Source organism: Streptomyces sp. NPDC088553, assembly GCF_044752965.1.
Taxonomy (GTDB): domain Bacteria; phylum Actinomycetota; class Actinomycetes; order Streptomycetales; family Streptomycetaceae; genus Streptomyces.
On sequence record NZ_JBIVMG010000011.1, the window covers coordinates 75,108 to 95,689 of the forward strand.

Annotated in this window: 20 protein-coding genes; 13 read left to right on the top strand and 7 right to left on the bottom strand. The window is 72.1% G+C overall.

Translation table 11 applies throughout. The features are described from left to right. Window positions 1-15 precede the first annotated feature (15 nt). Together ACIP8Z_RS31315 and ACIP8Z_RS31320 are read right to left on the bottom strand one after the other, a co-directional pair. A complete protein-coding gene (locus ACIP8Z_RS31315) occupies window positions 16-1,263 on the bottom strand; it encodes a spermidine/putrescine ABC transporter substrate-binding protein (RefSeq protein WP_319320037.1) in 1,248 nt (415 codons plus the stop codon). Window positions 1,264-1,312: 49 nt separating this feature from the next. After that, window positions 1,313-2,827 carry a gamma-aminobutyraldehyde dehydrogenase gene (locus ACIP8Z_RS31320; RefSeq protein WP_402089497.1) on the bottom strand — a complete coding sequence of 505 codons (1,515 nt, stop codon included), beginning with the start codon at window positions 2,825-2,827 and terminating at the stop codon, window positions 1,313-1,315. Window positions 2,828-3,002: 175 nt separating this feature from the next. Here ACIP8Z_RS31320 and ACIP8Z_RS31325 point away from each other — a divergent pair, with 175 nt between their 5' ends. Beyond that, entirely contained in the window at window positions 3,003-3,551 is a 549-nt protein-coding gene (locus ACIP8Z_RS31325) for an NADAR family protein (protein WP_402089499.1), read from the top strand. Window positions 3,552-3,726: 175 nt separating this feature from the next. Here the strand turns inward: ACIP8Z_RS31325 and ACIP8Z_RS31330 are convergent, their stop codons facing one another. Next, the gene (locus tag ACIP8Z_RS31330) at window positions 3,727-4,422 is read right to left on the bottom strand and encodes a DUF4190 domain-containing protein (protein WP_402089501.1); all 696 of its coding nucleotides are present in this window, start codon (window positions 4,420-4,422) and stop codon (window positions 3,727-3,729) included. 75 nt (window positions 4,423-4,497) lie between these two features. On the opposite strand from ACIP8Z_RS31330, the gene ACIP8Z_RS31335 reads away from it, so the two are divergent. From ACIP8Z_RS31335 to ACIP8Z_RS31360, 6 genes are all read left to right on the top strand, one after another. After that, window positions 4,498-5,529: an adenosine deaminase gene (locus ACIP8Z_RS31335; protein WP_319320025.1), complete on the top strand. Its 1,032-nt coding sequence runs from the start codon at window positions 4,498-4,500 to the stop codon at window positions 5,527-5,529. Between the two features lie 56 nt (window positions 5,530-5,585). After that, window positions 5,586-6,311: a glycerophosphodiester phosphodiesterase gene (locus tag ACIP8Z_RS31340; protein ID WP_402089725.1), complete on the top strand. Its 726-nt coding sequence runs from the start codon at window positions 5,586-5,588 to the stop codon at window positions 6,309-6,311. Then, entirely contained in the window at window positions 6,308-7,093 is a 786-nt protein-coding gene (locus tag ACIP8Z_RS31345; RefSeq protein WP_402089503.1) for an SAM-dependent methyltransferase, read from the top strand. Before ACIP8Z_RS31340 ends, ACIP8Z_RS31345 begins: the two co-directional genes overlap by 4 nt. Continuing rightward, on the top strand, window positions 7,093-8,265 hold the full coding sequence (locus ACIP8Z_RS31350; protein WP_402089505.1) for a sensor histidine kinase: 1,173 nt from the start codon (window positions 7,093-7,095) through the stop codon (window positions 8,263-8,265). The genes ACIP8Z_RS31345 and ACIP8Z_RS31350 overlap by 1 nt, the downstream gene beginning before the upstream one ends. Next, a complete protein-coding gene (locus tag ACIP8Z_RS31355) occupies window positions 8,262-8,975 on the top strand; it encodes a response regulator (protein WP_402089507.1) in 714 nt (237 codons plus the stop codon). Before ACIP8Z_RS31350 ends, ACIP8Z_RS31355 begins: the two co-directional genes overlap by 4 nt. Window positions 8,976-9,071: 96 nt before the next feature. After that, on the top strand, window positions 9,072-10,259 hold the full coding sequence (locus ACIP8Z_RS31360; RefSeq protein WP_402089509.1) for a serine hydrolase domain-containing protein: 1,188 nt from the start codon (window positions 9,072-9,074) through the stop codon (window positions 10,257-10,259). On the opposite strand, the gene ACIP8Z_RS31365 is transcribed toward ACIP8Z_RS31360, so the two are convergent. From ACIP8Z_RS31365 to ACIP8Z_RS31380, 4 genes are all read right to left on the bottom strand, one after another. Next, entirely contained in the window at window positions 10,256-10,813 is a 558-nt protein-coding gene (locus ACIP8Z_RS31365) for a hypothetical protein (protein ID WP_402089511.1), read from the bottom strand. The genes ACIP8Z_RS31360 and ACIP8Z_RS31365 overlap by 4 nt on opposite strands. Before the next feature lie 30 nt (window positions 10,814-10,843). Continuing rightward, window positions 10,844-11,392: an HXXEE domain-containing protein gene (locus ACIP8Z_RS31370; protein WP_402089513.1), complete on the bottom strand. Its 549-nt coding sequence runs from the start codon at window positions 11,390-11,392 to the stop codon at window positions 10,844-10,846. Between the two features lie 12 nt (window positions 11,393-11,404). Beyond that, window positions 11,405-12,571, bottom strand: a complete 1,167-nt coding sequence (locus ACIP8Z_RS31375; protein ID WP_402089727.1) for a spermidine/putrescine ABC transporter substrate-binding protein — start codon at window positions 12,569-12,571, stop codon at window positions 11,405-11,407. A 143-nt stretch (window positions 12,572-12,714) separates the two neighbouring features. After that, the gene (locus ACIP8Z_RS31380) at window positions 12,715-14,151 is read right to left on the bottom strand and encodes a gamma-aminobutyraldehyde dehydrogenase (RefSeq protein WP_402089515.1); all 1,437 of its coding nucleotides are present in this window, start codon (window positions 14,149-14,151) and stop codon (window positions 12,715-12,717) included. Between the two features lie 190 nt (window positions 14,152-14,341). Here ACIP8Z_RS31380 and ACIP8Z_RS31385 point away from each other — a divergent pair, with 190 nt between their 5' ends. From ACIP8Z_RS31385 to ACIP8Z_RS31410, 6 genes are all read left to right on the top strand, one after another. Beyond that, window positions 14,342-14,848: an Lrp/AsnC family transcriptional regulator gene (locus ACIP8Z_RS31385; RefSeq protein ID WP_319320228.1), complete on the top strand. Its 507-nt coding sequence runs from the start codon at window positions 14,342-14,344 to the stop codon at window positions 14,846-14,848. Beyond that, window positions 14,833-16,212: an aspartate aminotransferase family protein gene (locus tag ACIP8Z_RS31390; RefSeq protein WP_402089517.1), complete on the top strand. Its 1,380-nt coding sequence runs from the start codon at window positions 14,833-14,835 to the stop codon at window positions 16,210-16,212. The genes ACIP8Z_RS31385 and ACIP8Z_RS31390 overlap by 16 nt, the downstream gene beginning before the upstream one ends. A 214-nt stretch (window positions 16,213-16,426) precedes the next feature. Further along, window positions 16,427-17,155 carry an ATP-binding cassette domain-containing protein gene (locus tag ACIP8Z_RS31395; RefSeq protein ID WP_319320000.1) on the top strand — a complete coding sequence of 243 codons (729 nt, stop codon included), beginning with the start codon at window positions 16,427-16,429 and terminating at the stop codon, window positions 17,153-17,155. After that, window positions 17,137-18,288 (top strand): hypothetical protein, encoded by a 1,152-nt coding sequence (locus ACIP8Z_RS31400; protein ID WP_402089519.1) that lies wholly within the window; start codon window positions 17,137-17,139, stop codon window positions 18,286-18,288. The genes ACIP8Z_RS31395 and ACIP8Z_RS31400 overlap by 19 nt, the downstream gene beginning before the upstream one ends. A gap of 99 nt (window positions 18,289-18,387) precedes the next feature. Beyond that, the gene (locus tag ACIP8Z_RS31405) at window positions 18,388-19,527 is read left to right on the top strand and encodes an LOG family protein (RefSeq protein WP_402089520.1); all 1,140 of its coding nucleotides are present in this window, start codon (window positions 18,388-18,390) and stop codon (window positions 19,525-19,527) included. Between the two features lie 78 nt (window positions 19,528-19,605). Next, a complete protein-coding gene (locus ACIP8Z_RS31410; RefSeq protein ID WP_402089522.1) occupies window positions 19,606-20,574 on the top strand; it encodes a hypothetical protein in 969 nt (322 codons plus the stop codon). Window positions 20,575-20,582: the final 8 nt, after the last annotated feature.

Sequence of the window (20,582 nt, forward strand, 5' to 3'; positions counted from 1 at the left end):
TGGACGACGGGGGCCTCAGGCGCCGATGAGCTTGGCGAACTTCTCCTCGTACGCCGTCTCCTCCGCGCTGGTGAGCGAGCGGAAGGCGTGCGACTTCTTGGCCATGGCCTTGTCCGGGAGGATCAGCGTGTTGTTCGCGAGTTCGGGGTCGATCTTGGCGAGCTCGTCCTTCACCCCGTCGACGGGGCACACGTAGTTGATGTACGCGGCGAGCTGGGCGGCGACGGGAAGCTCGTAGTAGTGGTCGATGAGCTTCTCGGCGTTGGTCTTGTGCCGGGCCTGGGCGGGGACGAGCAGGTTGTCGCTGGAGGTGATGTAACCGGCGGACGGGATGGAGAACTTGATGTCCGGGTTGTCCGCCTGGAGCTGGATGATGTCGCCGGCCCAGGCGAGGCAGGCGGCGATGTCGCCCTTGTCCAGGTCGGAGGTGTAGTCGTTGCCGGTGAAGCGGCGGATCTGCTTCTTGTCGACGCCCTTCTGGAGTCGTCCGATCGCCGCGTCGTAGTCGGCGTCGGTGAAGCTGCCGGGGTCCTTGCCGAGGTCGAGCAGCGTCATGCCGACGGAGTCGCGCATCTCGGTGAGGAAGCCGACCCGGCCCTTGAGCGAGGGGTCGTCGAGGAGCTGGGTGACCGAGTCGACCTTCTTGCCGCCGGTCGCCTTGACGTTGTACGCGATGACCGTGGAGATGCCGGTCCACGGGTACGAGTAGGCGCGGCCGGGGTCCCAGTCGGGGCTGCGGAACTGGGCGGAGAGGTTCGCGTACGCGTGGGGGAGGTTCGAGGCGTCGAGCTTCTGGGCCCAGCCGAGCCGGATCATCCGGGCGGCGAGCCAGTCGGTGACGCAGATCAGGTCGCGGCCGGTGTCCTGGCCGGCCGCGAGCTGCGGCTTGATCTTGCCGAAGAACTCGACGTTGTCGTTGATGTCCTCGGTGTACTTGACCTTGATCCCGGTGCGCTTCGTGAACGCCTCCAGGGTCGGGCGGGCCTTCTCGTCCTCGCTGACGTCCATGTACTCGGTCCAGTTGGAGAAGGCGAGGGTCTTCTCCTGGGCCGACACGTCGGTGGAGGCGGGCCCCTGGCCCTCCCGCTTGGCCGGCGGGATGCCGCAGGCGCTCAGGGAGGCGAGGCCTCCGACGGTGAGCGCTCCGACACCTCCCGCCCGCAGCATCGAACGGCGGGTGAGGGCGCCCCGGCCGCTCGTCAGGCTGCGACGTATCGCCGCCGTCTGGGCGGCGGAGAGGCTGTCGGGCTCGTACTGCTCCATGCGCTGTGCCCTTTCGGGATGGGTGGGCCGCCGGTCGGGCGGCGAGCTGCTATCGGTCCCCGAAGATCGTGCGGTGCCAGTCCTTCGCGGCGACCGCGGTGTTGTCGAACATCACGTGCTTGACCTGTGTGTACTCCTCGAAGGAGTACGCCGACATGTCCTTCCCGTAGCCCGATGCCTTGGTGCCGCCGTGGGGCATCTCGCTGATGATCGGGATGTGGTCGTTGACCCAGACACAGCCGGCCTTGATGTCCCGGGTGGCGCGGTTGGCCCGGTAGACGTCCCGGCTCCAGGCGGAGGCGGCCAGGCCGTACGGGGTGTCGTTGGCGAGCCGGATGCCCTCGTCGTCGCTGTCGAAGGGCAGGGCCACCAGGACCGGGCCGAAGATCTCCGACTGCACGACCTCGCTGTCCTGCGCGGCTCCGGTGATCAGGGTCGGACGATAGTACGCACCGTCCTTGAGGTCTCCGCCAGGGGCTTCCCCGCCGGTGACGACGGTGGCGTAGCCGCGGGCCCGCTCCACGAAGCCGGCGACGCTGTCGCGGTGGCGGTGGCTGACGAGCGGACCGAGGTCGGTGGCCGGGTCGAAGGGGTCGCCGAGCCGGACGGTCTCCATCAGTTCGGCGACGCGCGCGACGAACGCGTCGAAGAGCGGGCGCTGGACGTACGCGCGCGTGGCGGCGGTGCAGTCCTGGCCGCTGTTGATGAGGGAGGCGGCGACGGCGCCGTGGGCGGCGGCCTCCAGGTCGGCGTCGTCGAAGACCACGAAGGGTGCCTTGCCGCCGAGTTCGAGGTGGAGGCGCTTCACGGTGGCGGTGGCGATCTCGGCGACCCGCTTGCCGACGGGGGTGGAGCCCGTGAAGGAGGTCATGACGACGTCGGGGTGGCCGACGAGGTGTTCGCCGACGGTCTTCCCGGCGCCGTTGACGATGTTGACCACACCGTCGGGGATGCCGGCCTCCTTCGCCGCCTGCGCGAACATCAGGGAGGTCAGCGGGGTGAGCTCGGCGGGCTTGAGGACGATCGTGTTGCCGGCGGCGATGGCCGGGAGGATCTTCCAGGCGGCCATCTGGAGCGGGTAGTTCCAGGGGGCGATGGAGCCGACGACGCCGAGGGGTTCGCGGCGGATGTACGAGGTGTGGTCGCCGCTGTACTCGGCGGCGGACTGACCCTGGAGGTGACGGGCGGCCCCCGCGAAGAAGGCGGTGTTGTCGACGGTGCCGGGCACGTCGAACTCGGTGGTGAGCTTGAGCGGCTTGCCGCACTGGAGGGACTCGGCGCGGGCGAGGTCCTCGGCCCACTCGGCGAGGACGCCGGCGAAGCGGTGGAGCGCGTCGGAGCGCTCGCCCGGGGTGGCGCCGGCCCAGCCGGGGAAGGCGGCCTTGGCGGCGGCGACGGCCTCGTCCACGTCGGCGGTGGAGGCGAGCGTGTAGGTGTACACGCTCTCCCCCGTCGCCGGATCGATCACGCTGTGTTCCTGACCGGAGGTTCCGGGGCGGAGCCGCCCGCCGATGTACTGTGCGCCGTCCGCGAAGCGGTCCGTCGCCTGGAAGCGGTTGCCCATGACGCTCTCCGTTGTTCCAGCTCGAATTGAGTGCCGATCCTGACAGAGGGATGATGGCCCAACAAGGGATTCCGTTGTTGCCTTTTGGTTACGCGACGGAATCGGTCGACCATGTGTCGAGGCGGCCGGATCATCTCCGTACTAAGTGTCCGTGGCGGATGCCACACTCGCGTGCATGAGCGCGATCGAGACACTGACACAGCAGGTCAACAGGGGTGACCGGGTGAAGTGGCTGCACTTCTGGGGTCACCGCCCACACCCGGACGGCCGCCTCTCGGCGAGCTGTCTCAGCCAGTGGTGGCCGGCGCCCTTCGTGGTCGGCGGCGTGTCGTACGCGACGGCCGAGCACTGGATGATGGCGGCCAAGGCCCGGCTCTTCGAGGACGCCGAGGCGGAGCGGGCCGCGCTGTCCGCCGGTACCCCGGCCGAGGCCAAGAAGGCGGGCCGGCTCGTCCGGGGCTTCGACGAGACGGTGTGGGCGCGGGAGCGCTTCGGGATCGTCGTCGAGGGCAGCGTCCACAAGTTCTCCTCGGACGAGGCCCTGCGGTCCTATCTCCTCGGCACCGGCACCCGGGTCCTGGTGGAGGCGAGCCCGGTGGACCGCGTCTGGGGCATCGGCCTGGCGGCCGACGACCCCCGCGCCCACGACCCGGCGCGCTGGCGCGGCGACAACCTCCTGGGCTTCGCCCTGATGGAGGCGCGGGAACGGCTGCGCGCCGCCTGACACACGCGAGGGCCCCGCACCTCATGAGGTGCGGGGCCCTTCACCGTGGGATCAGCCGGGGTGACCGCGGGTCGCTCCGGAGAGGACGGCAGGCCGCTCCGGACGGGACCGCGGGTCGCTCCGGGGTGGCCGTGGTTCGCTCAGGAGGGGACCGCCCGGGCGACCGCGGGGTCGTTCAGCGGCTGCCGCTCTCGACCACCAGGCTCGACGCGAACGGGTCGTCGTCGTAGCCGGAGTCCTCGAAGGACGACGAGTCCTGGCTGATCGCCCAGATCAGGAAGCCCAGGAAGACGGCGCTGACCAGGGTGCCGATGGCGCCGAGCACGATGCCCGCGATGGCCATGCCCCGGTTGGTCGCCTCGCCCCGGCCGCACTTCTTGATGCCGATGATGCCGAAGATCAGCGCCAGGATGCCGAGGATCACGCCCAGGCCGTACATGCAGAAACCCGCCACCGCGATGATGCCGAGCACCATCGAGGTCGTCCCCATGCCGTTGGACGGGGACTGCTGCCAGCCGGTCTGGCCGGGGTAGCCGCCGGGCGCCGGATAGCCGGGATAGCCGTACCCGGAGCTCGTCGGGGCGGGCTGCGGGGTCACCGCCGACGGGTACCCGTATCCGCCGGACGTGTCCGCCGCCGGGTAGCCGTACGCGCCGGGCGTGGCCGCGGGCCCACCGGGTGCGACCGGTGGCGGCGGCACGTCGTGGGGGCCGGGCTGGGCGAGCGGAACGGACGTGACGGTCTGCTGGTCGTGCACCGGCGACGGCGACGGCGTCGCCGGCTTGCTCAGTTCCACCCCGTCGCGGTTCGGCGGAGCCCACGGGTCCGTCGGGTCGTACCCGCCCCGCGACTGGTCTTGGTTGTCAGACATGGGCCTCCCCCATCATGGTCCCGCCATGCTACGGCCTCACCCCTGAGGGGGAACCGTCCGGCCTACGATGACGGGATGACCGATCTCCATCCCTTCATCGCGGGCCTGCCCAAGGCAGAGCTGCACGTCCACCACGTCGGCTCCGCCTCGCCCCGGATCGTCGCCGAGCTCGCCGCCCGGCACCCCGACTCCAAGGTCCCCACGGACCCGGAGGCGCTGACCGACTACTTCTCGTTCACCGACTTCGCGCACTTCATCGACGTCTACCTCTCGGTCGTCGACCTGGTCCGCACCCCCGAGGACGTCCGGCTGCTGACCTTCGAGGTCGCCCGTGACATGGCCCGCCAGAACATCCGGTACGCCGAACTGACCATCACCCCCTACTCCTCCACCCGCCGCGGCATCGACGAGCGTGCCTTCATGGCCGCCATCGAGGACGCCCGCAAGGCGGCCGAGGCCGAGTTCGGCACCATCCTGCGCTGGTGCTTCGACATCCCGGGCGAGGCCGGCCTGATCTCCGCCGAGGAGACCGCCCGCCTCGCCACCACCGACGGGCTGCGCCCCGAGGGCCTGGTCTCCTTCGGCCTCGGCGGCCCCGAGATCGGCGTGCCGCGCCCGCAGTTCAAGCCGTTCTTCGACCAGGCGCGGGCGGCCGGCCTGCACTCCGTCCCGCACGCGGGCGAGACGACCGGCCCGCAGACGATCTGGGACGCGATCAACGACCTGGGCGCCGAGCGCATCGGCCACGGCACCAGCTCGGTCCAGGACCCGGCGCTCCTCGCCCACCTGGCGGAGCACCGCATCGCCCTGGAGGTCTGCCCGACCTCGAACATCGCCACCCGGGCCGTCGCCACCCTGGACGAGCACCCGATCCGGCAGATGGTGGACGCCGGCGTCCTCGTCACGATCAACAGCGACGACCCGCCGATGTTCGGCACCGACCTCAACAACGAGTACGCGGTGGCCGCCCGGCTCCTCGGCCTCGACGAGCGCGGTGTCGCCGCCCTCGCGAAGAACGCGGTGGAGGCCTCGTTCCTCGACGCTGCAGGGAAGGCCAGGATCGCCGCCGAGATCGACGCGTACACCGACACCTGGCTCGCGCGCTGACGACTGGCTCCCGCGCCCACGACAGCGAGAATGGGCCCATGGACTCCGACACCGCCATGGACCCGACCGCCGTCGTGAAAGCCGCGGAGGCCACGGCCTCCGTCACCGTCGTGGGCCATCGCGGCGACCCGTACCGCGTCCGCGAGAACACCCTCGGCTCGATCGCCTCGGCGATCGAGCGGGGGGCGGACGCGGTCGAGGTCGACGTCCGGCTGACGAAGGACGGCGTGCCCGTCCTCCTCCACGACGACACCCTGAAGCGCCTGTGGGGCCACGACCGCCCGCTCTCCGCGCTCTCGTACGAGCAGGTCCAGGAGCTGACGTACCGCGGGGTCCCGACCCTGCGCGAGGCGCTGCTCACCGCCGGCGAGAAGCGGCTGATGCTGGACCTGCCCGGCGGCGACGAGGACTCGGTCCGCGCCATCGTCCGTACGGTCCGCGAGTGCGGCGCCGGGGAACGCGTCTACTACTGCGCCGGGGCCGTCGCCATGCTCCAGGTCCGCGCCGCCGACCCGGCCGCCGAGATCGCCCTCACCTGGACCTCGCTCGCCCCGCCCCGCCCGATCCTGCTCGACGTGGTCCGGCCCCGCTGGCTCAACTACCGCTTCGGACTGGTGAGTCGGGCCCTGACCGACCGGGTGCACCGGGACGGTCTCCTCGTCTCGGCCTGGACGGCTGACACCTCCCGCACCATGCGTAAGCTGATCAAGAACGGGGTCGACTCGATCACCACGAACCGGGTCGACGCACTCTCCGCCGTCCTGCGAAAGGCCCAGGCATGAACGACCGGATCCGGACCGACATCGCCCACAACGCCCGGGTGTGGAACTACTGGCTGGGCGGCAAGGACAACTACCCGGTCGACCGCGCGGTCGGCGACCAGGTCACCGGCTTCTACCCGAGCATCGGCGAAGTGGCCCGCGCGGACCGGGCGTTCCTCGGCCGCGCCGTCACCTTCCTCGCCGCGGACGCCGGGGTGCGCCAGTTCCTCGACATCGGTACGGGCCTGCCGACCGCCGACAACACCCATGAGGTCGCCCAGCGGGCCGCGCCCGACGCCCGGATCGTCTACGTCGACAACGATCCGATCGTCCTCACCCACGCCCGCGCGCTCCTGACCAGCGCGCCGGAGGGCGTCACGGAGTACGTGGACGCCGACGCCCATGACCCGGAGAAGATCCTGGCGGCGGCCGGCGCGACGCTCGACCTCTCCCGGCCGGTCGCCGTGATGATGCTGGGCATCCTCAACTTCGTCCTGGACACCACCGAGGCCCGGTCGATCGTCCGCACCCTGATGGACGCCGTCCCCTCCGGCAGCCACCTGGTCCTGACCCACCCCACCCTGGAGCCGGAGCTCGGCGGCGAGGGCAACAAGGCCGCCATGGCCTTCTGGAACGAGAACGCGACCCCGCCGATCACCGCCCGCAGCCGCTCCGAGTTCGCCTCCTTCTTCGACGGCCTCGACGTCCTGGAGCCGGGCATCCTCTCCTGCTCGCGCTGGCGGGCGACGGCCGAGAACGCCCCCGTGGTGGCGCAGTTCGGCGCGGTGGGCCGCAAGCCGTAATGGCACCGAGGGGGAAGGTCCGCGGCCGGTGGGAGCGGGCGCGCACCTGGGGCGCGGCGAACCCGTGGTCGGTGGACCTGGGGATCGCGCTGCTCGTCCAGGCGGCGATGACGATGCCGTTCGTGGTGCCGCGCGGGCCGGAACTCGAACCGGCGACCTGGGCCGCGTACGGACTGACGACGCTCACGGTGGTCCCACTCGTCTGGCGGCGGCGGGCGCCGGTCGCCGTACTCCTCGCGATCCTGGCGACGAGCACGCTGTACGTCCTGGCCCTGGAGGGTCCGGGCCAGCCGCTGCCGTACACCGGGCTCGTCATCGTCTACACGATCGCGCACGTCTCCCCGCCGGCGAAGCGGCTCGCGACGGCCGTGCTCCTGGTCGTCGCCGTGCCCGCCTCGGTCTGGCTCAACACCCGGTCGGCCCGTGAACTGACCTTCTCGCTCTTCGTGTTCGGCGCCGCCTATGTCTTCGGCCGGCTCCAGGACGCCCGGCAGCGCGCGCACCTGATCGAGGCGGAGCGGGCCGCCGCACGCGAACGGGCCCGGATCGCACGGGAGATGCACGACATCCTGTCGCACGCGGTGAGCCTGATGATCGTGCAGGCGGAGGCGGGCCCGGTGGCGGTGCGCACGGCGCCGGAGCGCGCGGAGGCGGCGTTCGAGGCGATCTCGGAGACGGGCCGCGAGGCGATGACCCAGCTGCGGCAGATGCTGGGGCTGCTGCGGGAGGGGCCCGAGGGGGCACCGCCCCGCGAGCCGCAGCCGGACCTCTCGGGGATCCCCGCGCTGGTGGAGCGGGTGAGGTCCGGCGGTCTGCTCGTGGAGTACACGACGGAGGGCGGGGTACGGGCGCTGCCGGCGGCGACCGGCGCGAGCGCCTACCGGATCGTGCAGGAGGCCCTGACGAACGTCGTCAAGCACGCGGGCGCCCGGCGGGCCGACGTCCGGCTCGCCCACGCCGACGGCGTCCTGCGCGTCACGGTGACGGACGACGGGCCGGGCCCCGCTCCGGTGCCGGCCGGGCGCGGCTCCGGCGGCCACGGCCTCACCGGCATCCGCGAGCGGGCCGCCGCGCACGGCGGGACGGCGACGACCGGCCCGGGACCGGGCGGCCGGGGGTTCGAGGTGCGGGTCCTGCTCCCCGTACCCTCCACGGCGGAGGTGGGGAGATGACGACGATCCGGGTGGTGGTCGCGGACGACCAGGAACTGGTCCGCAGTGGCTTCGCGATGATCCTCGACGCACAGCCGGACATCGAGGTCGTGGCGGAGGCCGGGGACGGCGCCGAGGCGGTCGAGGCGGTGCGCCGGCACGCCCCGGACGTGGCGCTGCTCGACATCCGGATGCCCGGCACCGACGGCATCGAGGCCTGCCGGGCGATCAGCGCGGACACCGGATGCCGGACGGTGATCCTGACGACCTTCGACACCGACGCGTATGTGTACGAGGCGCTGCACGCGGGCGCGAGCGGCTTCCTCCTCAAGGACGTGCGCCGGGACGATCTGGTGCACGCGGTACGGGTGGTGGCGGCGGGCGACTCGTTGCTCGCCCCGTCCGTGGCCCGCCGTCTGGTGGAGCAGTACACGGCGGGCGGCCCGCGCAGGACCGCCCCCGACCCCCGGCTCGACGTGCTGACGGCCCGGGAACGGGAGACCCTGCTGCTCCTCGCGCGCGGTCTCTCCAACGCGGAGATCGCGGCGGAACTGGTGGTCAGCGACCACACGGTGAAGACCCACGTGGGGAACGTGCTCGCCAAGCTCGGCCTGCGGGACCGGATCCAGGCGGTGATCTGCGCGTACGAGACGGGTCTGGTCGCGGCGGGCTCTCCCCCGCCCGGGGGAGGCGAGGGGCCCGGCCCCTCCCCCGTGTCGGCGAGGAACTGACCGGCGGAAGACCGCCGGTGCGGGCGATCCGCCGGTCGCCGCTGGTCAGCAGGATGGAGCCATCGAGAACAACGGCTCACATCACCGGAGTTGACCATGAGGACGTCCACCCGCACGCTGCTCGCCGCCGCCCTGGTCCTGGGGGTCGCGGCGGGCCCGGCGCTGACCCCGGCCTTCGCGACGCCCCAGGCCTCCGCGGTATCCCCGGCGGTCGTGTCGACCGCACGGCCGACCGGCCCGGACCTGAGCACGGTGATCGCCGGGCTCCCCCGGGCCGACGCCACGGCCGCGCTCGTCCGGGTCGGCGGCACCGAGGGTTCCTGGCAGGGCAGCGCGGGGGTCCACGACCTGACGACCGGCGCCCCCGCCGCCCCGGCCGCCCGCTTCCGCGCCGGATCGGTGACGAAGGTCTTCACGGCGGCGACCGTCCTCCAGCTGGCGTCCGAGCACCGGATCGACCTGGACCGCACGGCCCGCTCGTACCTGCCGGAGCTGATCCCCGGCCGGTACGCCACGGTGACCGTGCGCCAGCTCCTGAACCACACCCACGGCGTCCCGGCTCCCGAACTGGCCGTCGGCGACACGGTGGAGGAGTGGTACGCCCACCGCTTCGACGTCCACGACCCGGAGGCCATGGTCCGCTCGGCGACGGCGAAGCCGCGCGAGTTCCGGCCCGGCACGAAGCAGCACTACCTCAACATCGGGTACACGATCGCCGGTCTGATCGTGGAGCGGGTGACGGGCGACTCGTACGAGCACCAGGTGGAGCGGCGGATCCTGCGCCCGCTGGGCCTGCGGGACACCTATCTCCCGGGCGACGCGGCCGAGCTCGTCGGCCCGTACAACCACGGCTACCAGACCATGCGGCTGGACGACGGGACGACCGGCCTGCGGGACGTCTCGGTGTGGGCGGCGACGGACGGCTGGGCGGCCGGTGACCTGGTCTCGACCACGGCCGACCTGGAGCGTTTCACCCGGGCGCTGTTCGCGGGCCGGGTGGTGCGCGGTCCGCTCCTGGAGGAGATGTTCACCCTGCCGAAGGTCGCGGACCTGAAGTCCGGCGAGCCGGCCGCGTACTCGGCGGGTCTGTCGATGAAGAGGCTCGGAGGCCGCGAGGTCTGGGGCAAGACCGGCGGCCGCTGGGGGTACAACACGGCCATCGCCTCCACCCGCGACGGCGCGCGCACCCTCGTCTACAGCGTCAACTCCACGGACGCGAAGGGCCAGGACATGAACCCGACCGCCCTGAACGTCATGGTCGCGGCGTACGGCCTGCCGGACTAGCGGGCGCCGGCCGGCTCGGGCCCCGTCACCGACGCCGGCGTCGGCGCCGCGGCGGCTTCGAGCCGCTTGATCAGCCGGCGTACGTGGAGCAGCGGCAGGATCCCGACGACGCCGAAGGACATGTCGATGACCGACCACCAGAAGGGGATGCCCCGGAGGGGTCCGCAGATCAGGGCCAGCGGGATGATGCCGACGCAGGCGATCATGCCGAACTCGACGACCCACACGTTGCGGACGGGGTCGCGGTGGACGCCGTAGAAGGCGACCGCGATGACGAGGTGGGCGAAGGCGAGCCAGTCGGTGCCGTAGAGCAGGTACGGGGCCTGCTCGTCGGCGGTCTCCAGGCCGCCCCGCACCCGGTCGATCCATTCGGCGAGCCCGGGAAGGAGGTCGGCCACGGGAGCCGCCCACCCGTCGAGCGAGGAGTCCAGCAGCCGGAGTTCGGTGACGAGCGGGAACGCGGTGATCCCGCTCAGGACCAGGCAGGCGACGAAGACGATCAGCCAGACGCGGATGCGCGTGAGAAGGGCTCTCGGCCCGTTCGAGTCGCTCATGAGGGCAGCGTACGCCCTTCTTGAACGCGTTCAGAAACGGGGGGCCAGTCGGCGTGCCACCGCGTGTGCGACGACGGTGGCGGCCGCCGCCACCCCCAGGCCGGCCACCGTGCCCCGGAGTCCGGCCGGGCGGAGCACGCCCGCGCGGCGCAGCCGGCCGCGCGCCCAGAGGGTGAAGGGGATGACCACGAGCGGCGAGGTGACGGAGCCGGGTGTCACCCCGCGCACGGCGGCGGCCTGCGCGAGGTGGACGAGGCCGTGCAGTCCGAAGCCGTTCAACGCCCCCTGGTAGAAGGCGGACCGGCCGCCGGTACGGGCCCCGGCCACGGCGGCGGCACCGACGATGGTCGCCATCACCCCCACGGCCAGGGCGAATTCACGCTCGTCGACGGACTCGGCGGCCTTCCAGACCGCCTCCGGCACACCGGGGAACCGCTCGCGCAGCATCGGCAGGTTCTCCCGCAGCCAGCGGGGTCCGAGGACCAGTTCCTCGGCGTCGTGGACGGCCCAGGCGAGGAACAGCCCGTAGGTGGCGAGCGCGCTCGGGTGGGATGAGGATGTGGGCAGGGATGTGGTCACATCCGGCTCAACTCACAGGCCGACGATCGCGTTCCACCGCTTCGTGAAGTCCTGCCGCTCCTGCGCGGTGATGTCCCGGGCGATCTCGAGCCGTCCCCGCATGTCCGCGTCCGGGAAGATCAGCGGGTCCTCCGCGAGCGCCACGAGCTCCTCGTCGCCGGAGTCCGCGAGGACCTTCTGCGCGGCAGGCACCGGGCAGACGTAGTTGACCCAGGCGGCGAGTTCGGCGGCGACCTCGGGCTCGTAGTAGTAGTCCACGAGCTTCTCGGCGTTGGCCTTGTGGTGCGCGAGGTTGGGGATCATGAGGGACTCGGCCCACAGTTCGGCGCCCTCCTCGGGGACGACGAACTCGATGTCCGGGTTGTCGGCCTGGAGCTGGATGACGTCGCCCGAGTACGCCTGGCAGGCCAGCACGTCGCCGGTCGACAGGTCCTTGATGTAGTCGTTGCCGGTGAAGCGGCGGATGTGCCGCTTCTTCACGAGGCCCTCGATCTGCTCGCACAGGCCGTGGAAGTCGTCCCCGGTCCACCGGGTGACGTCGACGCCCCTGCCCATCATGAGCAGCGCGAAGGACTCGTCGAGCCCGGACAGCAGGGTGACCTTGCCGCGCAGGTCGTCGGCCCACAGCTCCTTGGTGGAGCGGAGCTCCCGGCCGAGCTTCTTGCGGTTGTACGCGATGCCGGTGATCCCGGACTGCCAGGGGACGGTGTGCAGCCGGCCCGGGTCGAAGGCGGGCGAGCGGAGCTGCGGGTCGAGGTGCTCGGTGACGTTCGGCTGGGTGGCGCGGTTCATCTCCTGGGCCCAGCCGAGGCGGACGAAGCGGGCGGCCATCCAGTCGCTGACGACGATCAGGTCGCGGCCGGTCTCCTGGTGGTTCATCAGGGACGGGCTGATCTTGCCGAAGAACTCGTCGTTGTCGTTGATCTCCTCGGTGTACCGGACGGAGATCCCGGTGCGCTTCCTGAACGCGTCGAGGGTCGGGCGCTTCCTGGCGTCCTCGTCATCGGTGTCGATGTAGAGGGGCCAGTTGGCGAAGTCGAGCGTCCGGTCCCGGGCGGAGAGGTCGCGGCCGGCCCGGTCGCCCTCGTCGACGTAGGCGGCGGGGACCCCACAGCCGGCGGCGAGCAGGCTCGCGGCCCCGGCACCGCCGATGCCGCGCAGCAGGGACCGGCGGGAGATGTTGTTCCTGGCTGTCGCTCTCACCCGTGCAGCATCGCGGCAGGCCGCGTGCCGGGGCAATGGACGCTCCGTCGAGCGACGCGGCGCGGCCCCGACACCCTGTCGACCGGGGTGCCGGGGCCGCGTGGCGTTCAGGCGGGGGTTCAGCCCAGGGAGGTCATCACGTGCTTGATGCGCGTGTAGTCCTCGAAGCCGTAGGCGGAGAGGTCCTTGCCGTAGCCGGACTTCTTGAAGCCGCCGTGGGGCATCTCGGCGACCAGCGGGATGTGGGTGTTGATCCACACACAGCCGAAGTCGAGCGACTTGGACATGCGCATCGCGCGCGCGTGGTCCTTGGTCCAGACGGAGGAGGCGAGGGCGTACTCCACGCCGTTCGCGAACTCCAGTGCCTGCGCCTCGTCGGTGAAGGACTGGACGGTGATGACGGGGCCGAAGACCTCGTTCTGGATGATCTCGTCGTCCTGCTTGAGGCCGGAGACGACGGTCGGGGCGTAGAAGTAGCCCTTGTCGCCGACCCGGTGGCCGCCGGCCTGGACCTTGGCATGCGCCGGGAGGCGGTCGATGAAGCCGGTGACCTGCTTCAGCTGGTTGGCGTTGTTGAGCGGGCCGTAGAGCACGTCCTCGTCGTCCGGCTGACCGGTCTTGGTCTCGGAGGCGGCCTTGGCGAGCGCGGCGACGAACTCGTCGTGGATGGACTCGTGCACGAGGACACGGGTCGCGGCCGTACAGTCCTGGCCGGCGTTGAAGAAGCCGGCGACGGAGATGTCCTCGACGGCCTTGTCGATGTCGGTGTCCTCGAAGACCACGACCGGGGCCTTGCCGCCCAGCTCCAGGTGGACGCGCTTGACGTCCTTGGCCGCCGACTCGGCGACCTGCATGCCGGCGCGTACGGAGCCGGTGATGGAGGCCATGGCGGGGGTCGGGTGCTCGACCATCGCCTTGCCCGTCTCGCGGTCGCCGCAGACGACGTTGAAGACGCCCTTGGGGAGGATCTGGCCGATGATCTCCGCCATCAGGACGGTCGACGCGGGGGTCGTGTCCGAGGGCTTGAGGACGACGGTGTTGCCCGCGGCGAGCGCCGGGGCGAACTTCCACACGGCCATCATCATCGGGTAGTTCCACGGCGCGACCTGGGCACAGACGCCCACGGGCTCGCGGCGGATGATGGAGGTCATGCCCTCCATGTACTCGCCGGCCGAGCGGCCCTCGAGCAGCCGGGCGGCACCGGCGAAGAAGCGGATCTGGTCCACCATCGGCGGGATCTCTTCGCTCGCCGTGAGGGCGACGGGCTTTCCGGTGTTCTGGACCTCGGCGGCGATGAGGTCCTCGGCACGCTCCTCGAAGGCGTCGGCGATCTTGAGGAGCGCCTTCTGGCGCTCGGACGGCGTGCTGTCACGCCAGGCGGGGAAGGCGGCCGCGGCGGCCTCCATCGCGGCGTCGACGTCGGCCTGGCCCGAGAGCGGGGAGGTGGCGTACACCTCGCCGGTGGCCGGGTTGACCACCTCGATGGTGCGGCCGTCGGCCGCGTCGCGGAACTCCCCGTTGATGTAGTTACGCAGCCGGCGCAGCTCGGTGGTCACTTGCCACCCCTCCTGTCACGTTCTGTCGTCGCACGTCCTTGTGCGGTGTCCCGATGGGCGAGACACCTCAGCCTAGTCGCTCGGCTGACGCTTTCAACAGGCCCAACCCTCTCCAACTTCGGATTCCGTGAGATTCGAGGCCCTCGACAACGAATTACATCGCTCTGGGGTTGCAAGACCGACATTCTCGGTGCACAGTGAACCCGTGGCCAGTCGAAGCACAGAACCCAGAACCGGAACCGGTTCGTCCCCGACGATCGACGCCGTCTCCCTGGCGATCATCGAACAGCTCCAGGAGGACGGTCGCCGCCCCTACGCGGCGATCGGCAAGGCCGTGGGCCTCTCCGAGGCCGCCGTGCGGCAGCGCGTCCAGAAGCTGCTCGACCAGGGCGTCATGCAGATCGTCGCCGTCACCGACCCGCTCACCGTGGGTTTCCGGCGGCAGGCGATGGTCGGCATCAACGTCGAGGGTGACCTTGATCCGGTTGCGGAAGCCCTGACGGCCATGGCCGAATGCGAGTACGTGGTGATGACCGCGGGCTCCTTCGACCTGATGGTGGAGGTCGTCTGCGAGGACGACGACCACCTGCTGGATGTGATCAACAAGCGCATCCGCACCCTCCCCGGCGTGCGCTCCACCGAGAGCTTCGTCTACCTCAAGCTCAAGAAGCAGACCTATATGTGGGGAACTCGATAATCGTGACCCAGGACCTCTCCAAGACCGCGTACGACCACCTGTGGATGCACTTCACCCGCATGTCGTCGTACGAGAACTCGCCCGTTCCCACCATCGTGCGTGGTGAGGGCACCTACATCTTCGACGACAAGGGCAAGCGCTACCTCGACGGTCTCGCGGGTCTCTTCGTGGTCAACGCCGGACACGGCCGCAAGGAACTGGCCGAGGTCGCGTACAAGCAGGCCCAGGAGCTCGCGTTCTTCCCCGTGTGGTCGTACGCGCACCCCAAGGCCGTCGAGCTCGCCGAGCGTCTCGCGGACTACGCGCCGGGCGACCTGAACAAGGTCTTCTTCACCACCGGTGGCGGCGAGGCCGTCGAGACCGCGTGGAAGCTCGCCAAGCAGTACTTCAAGCTGCAGGGCAAGCACACCAAGTACAAGGTCATCTCGCGTGCGGTCGCCTACCACGGCACCCCGCAGGGCGCCCTGTCCATCACCGGCCTGCCGGCCCTCAAGGCCCCCTTCGAGCCGCTGGTCCCCGGCGCGCACAAGGTGCCGAACACCAACATCTACCGCGCCCCGATCCACGGCGACGACCCCGAGACCTTCGGCCGCTGGGCCGCCGACCAGATCGAGCAGCAGATCCTCTTCGAGGGCCCCGACACCGTCGCGGCCGTCTTCCTGGAGCCGGTGCAGAACGCCGGTGGCTGCTTCCCGCCGCCGCCCGGCTACTTCCAGCGCGTCCGCGAGATCTGCGACCAGTACGACGTGCTCCTCGTCTCCGACGAGACGATCTGCGCCTTCGGCCGCCTCGGCACGATGTTCGCCTGTGACAAGTTCGGCTACGTGCCGGACATGATCACCTGCGCCAAGGGCATGACCTCGGGCTACTCCCCGATCGGCGCCTGCATCGTCTCGGACCGCATCGCGGAGCCCTTCTACAAGGGCGACAACACCTTCCTCCACGGCTACACCTTCGGTGGCCACCCGGTGTCGTCGGCGGTCGCCATCGCCAACCTCGACATCTTCGACAAGGAAGGCCTGAACCAGCACGTCCTCGACCAGGAGGGCAACTTCTTCGACACCCTGAAGAAGCTGCACGACCTCCCGATCGTCGGCGACGTCCGCGGCAACGGCTTCTTCTACGGCATCGAGCTCGTCAAGGACAAGGTCACCAAGGAGTCCTTCACGGACGAGGAGACCGAGCGGGTCCTCTACGGCTTCCTCTCCAAGGCGCTGTTCGAGAACGGTCTGTACTGCCGTGCCGACGACCGTGGCGACCCGGTCATCCAGCTCGCCCCGCCGCTGATCGCCGACCAGGGCACCTTCGACGAGATCGAAGGCATCCTGCGCTCGGTGCTCACCGAGGCCTGGACCAAGCTCTAAGGTCCCCGCCGCGCGAGGCACACGACATCACGCCGCCCTCACGGCGTGACCCCGGCCCGGGCATGCCGCCATCCGAGTGGATGGCGGCGGCCCGGGCCGCGTGCTGTCCGTACAAACGGATCCGAATACTTACGGTGCCCAGTGACCGACAGGCCCGTCCCTTCGTTCCCCCGGACGGGGGACACAGATCGGATCCGACATCGAGGTGTACGCGATGGCCCCACCGGACAACGACGTGCTCTGGGCGCGTTCCCTGCACTGCGCCCTGGGCGGTTCGGACGCCCTCAGCGGCGTCTCCCTCGGCGTCCGCGAGGGCGAGATCCTCGCCGTCGTCGGCCCGCGCGGCAGCGGCAAGACCACCCTCATGCGGTGCCTGTCCGGCCAGCTCCTCGCCCAGCAGGGCGAGGTCTGGTTCAACAGCAGCCCCGTGCACACCCTGGGCCCCGCCGACCGCGAGCGGCTCCGACGCGACCGCTTCGGCTGGATCGATCCCGAGCCCGGCCTCGTCCCCGAGCTCACCGGCTGGGAGAACGCGGCCCTGCCCCTGCTGCTCCGCGGCACCTCCCACCGGGCCGCGAAGACCGCCGCCGTGGAGTGGCTGGAGCGCCTCGACATCGGCGCCTGCGCCCGCAAGCGCCCGCACGCCCTCACCCACGCGCAGCGCCAGCGCGTCGCCATCGCCCGCGCGCTGGTCACCACCCCGTCGGTGCTGTTCGCCGACGAACCCACCGCGACCCTGCACCGGGCCGACGGCGCCCAGGTCCTGCGCACCCTGACCGCCGCCGCCCGCTCGCACGGCATCACCGTGCTCCTCGCCACCCACGACGCCGAGGTCGCGGCGCTCGCCGACCGCACGGTCGCGCTCCTCGACGGACGCCGGGTCGGCACCGTACCCCCGGCGTCAGGGGCGGAGGGCGTCGCGGCGTGCTCGCTCTCCGTCTAGCCCGCGGGGCCCACCCCCTCGTCCAGACGCGCCGGCTCCTCGTCGCCGTCGCGGCGGCGGGGGTGGGCTTCCTCCTGCTCTGCACCCTCGGCTACGCGGTCGGGCACCCCGAGCGGTCCTCGGCGTCCGTGCTGCGGCTGCTCTGGTGCGTCCTGCCGCTCGCCGCGACCGTCCAGTTCGCGGTCGCGGTGGCCCGGACCGACCCCAGCACCCGCCCGCGCCCGGGGCTCTCCGCGATCGGCCTCGGCCCCGCCCGTCTCACCGCGATCGCCGCCGCGTCGACGGCCGTCGCCTGCACGCTCGGCTCGATGGTCGCGCTGCTGTTCTACCTCCACCTGCGCGGCGACATCACCGGCCTGCCCTTCGACGGGGCCGCCGCCGACCTCCTCGCCGCCGACCAGCCGATCCCGCTCGCCGCCGCCCTCACCCTGCTCGCCGTCCTTCCGGTCGTCGCGGCCACGGCCGCCGGCCTCACCCTGCGGCCGCGCACCGCGCCCGCCGCACCGGAGGGCGCGGAGAAGCCGGTGCCGTCCGGGCTGCCGTGGGGGATCGCCCTGGTCGCGGTCGGCCTCGCCATCGAGACGTACGCGGGCCGCAGCGGCGCCGCCGAGGGACTCCCCCTGCCGGGCCGCTTCGACGGCAACCCGGCGGGCGTCCTGGCCGGCTGGGCCCTCACCGCCGTCGGCCTCGCGATGGCGGGCCCCGCTCTGGTCCACGGCTGCGGCCGCCTCCTCCAGTCCGTCAGGCCCGGCGCCACACGGCTGCTCGCCGGCCGCGTCCTGATGGACGAGTCCCGCCGTATCGGCCGCCCCCTGGGCGTGGTCAGCGCGGTGGTCTCCGGAACGCTCGCGGCGGCGGCCCTGCACGAGTCGGGCACCGGCCCCGGTGCCTTCGGCCCGCTCACCGGCCTGGGCGCCGCCCTCATCCTGGCCTGCACGACGGCGACCCTCCTCACCGCGGCCCTGGAGTCCAAGCAGTGCCGCGCCCACACCACCGAGGCCCTCCTCCGCATCGGCGCCCCGCCCACGGTCCTCCGCTCGGCGGCCCTGATGCGCGCCGGCGTGCTGCTCGTGGTCTTCCTCCCCCTGACGTGGGCCGTGGCGGAACTGGCGGCGCTGCCGCTGACCGGCTGAGACACCGACGCGGTGTCTCAGCCGGTCGGGCCGGACCCCGGACCGACCGGCGCGACGCCTCCAGGGGCGGCACCCCGGTGCCGCCCCTATCGTGGGCCCATGGCGACCCTTCCCCCGGCACACCGGCCGCCCGGACCGCGCGGACACGGCCGCGAGATCCACACGCTCGAAGCGTTCGACGAGGCGGTCGCCCGGCCCGGCTCGCTCGCCGGGTACCGCGTGCAGTCGGTCGACCTCACCGACCGGACCTTCGCCCTGCTGACCGCCGTCACCACCGACGCCGTCTTCCTCGGCTGCCCGATGCAGCCGGAAGCGTCCGTGAAGGTCCGCGCCGCCGGCGCGCTCGTCTTCCCGCCCCTGCCCGATCTGCCCTTCGACCCGTACCGGGCGGCGCTCTACTCCCCCGAGGAGCTGTTCGACGGACTCGCGGACACGGGCTACGGGGGAACGCCGGACGCCCTCGCGTACGCATGGTTCCGACGGACCCGGACCGACGGCGACATCCTCGCCTCGGTGATCCGCTCGCTCCACGACGACGCCGTCTCCGACGCCCTCGACGAACACCTCGACGGGGCCCGGGTCGTCGGCGTGATGGGCGGCCACGCGATGGGCCGGGGCACCGAGGCGTACGCGGGCGCCGCCCGGCTCGGCAGAGCGCTGGCGCGCGCCGGGCTCACCGTGGCGACCGGCGGCGGCCCCGGCGCGATGGAGGCCGCGAACCTCGGCGCGTACGTGGCACCGCATACCGACGAGGCGCTGGCCGAGGCCCTCGCCCAGCTCGCGACGGTCCCGTCCTTCGAGCCCTCGGTGACGGAGTGGGCCCGCGCGGCCTTCCGGGCACGGGCCCGCCTGCCGCACGGCGGCGACTCGGTGGGCATCCCCACCTGGTTCTACGGCCACGAGCCGCCGAACGCCTTCGCGGGCCACATCGGCAAGTACTTCGCCAACGCCACCAGGGAGGACGGCCTCCTCTCCCGCTGCGGGGCGGGCGTCGTCTTCCTTCCGGGCGCGGCGGGCACGGTCCAGGAGATCTTCGACAACGCGACCCCGAACTACTACCCGTCCGAGGGCCCGCCGACCCCGATGGTCCTCGTCGACCGCGCCCACTGGACGGAACGCCTCCCGGCCTGGCCCCTCCTGGAGGCCCTGGCGGCGGGCCGGCCGATGGCGGCCCGCATCGCCCTCGTGGACTCGATCGACGAGGCCCCGGACGCCCTGGAACGCCTCACGAAGACGTAGCCGGGCTCCGCCGCACAACGGAGTGGGACCAGCCTCAGGGCCGACGCCGCCAGGTCCCGGCGCCGGAAGGCTCGGAGCATGACGCCGAAGAGACTCCTGGCCGAACGGCCCTCCTGGGCGGGTCGCGCCGCCCTCCTCTGGTCGCTGCTGTACGCCGCCGGCGCGGCCCTCGCCGCCCTCACCGGGCCCGCGTTCGGCTATGCGCTCCTCACCAGGTCGACGGGGACGACCGCCGAGGCCACGGCGGCGGTGCTGTACGGGGCCGCCGCCGTCCTCGCGTACGCGCTGCTCCGCCGCCCGGACGCGAGGGGACTGTCCCGCGCGGCGTGGGCGGTCGTCGCGCTCTGCCTCACCTCGGGCTTCGCCGCCCTCCTCAGCCCCGTCCACCTGCTGTTCTTCCTGTCCCGCAACCAGCCGCCGATCGACTGGGCGGCCCTGGCGAACCAGAGCGTCGCCGTCCTCGGCGCGGTCCTGTGGGGGTACGCGGCCCTCGCCCACCGCCGCGGGGCGCGCGGCACCTGCCTCCACTGCGGCGGGCGGGCCCCCGCCCCGGCGGCACTCGGCGGCGGCACCCGCGCCGGCCTGGTCGCCGTCGCCGCCCTCGTCCCGTACGCCGCCCTGAAGACGGCCTGGGCGCTCGGCCTCACCCCCGGTTTCACCGGCACCGGCCGTCCCGGCGCCGACCCGGAGTACACCAGCGACCTGGGCCTGTGGCTGTACGACCACGGGGTCGACGTCACCGCGGTCCTCGCCGTCCTCGGCATGGTCCTCGCGCTCGCGCTGACCCGCCCCTGGGGGCGCCGCCTGCCCCGGCTGCCGCTGCTCGCGCTCGGCTGGGCCGGGGCGGGCGCGCTCGCCCCGTTCGGGGCCTTCCTGGCCGCGGTCGGTGTGCTGGCCTGGACCGGGGCGGCCGGCTCGGGCGTCGCCGACCACGCCCCGTGGGTGGTCGCCGTCGCCTACGGGGGCTTCTCCCTCTACGGCCTCGCGCTGGGCCGCGCCACGCTCCTGTACCAGCGGGCGGCCCGCAGGGCCTGCGACCGCTGCTGAAGACGGCC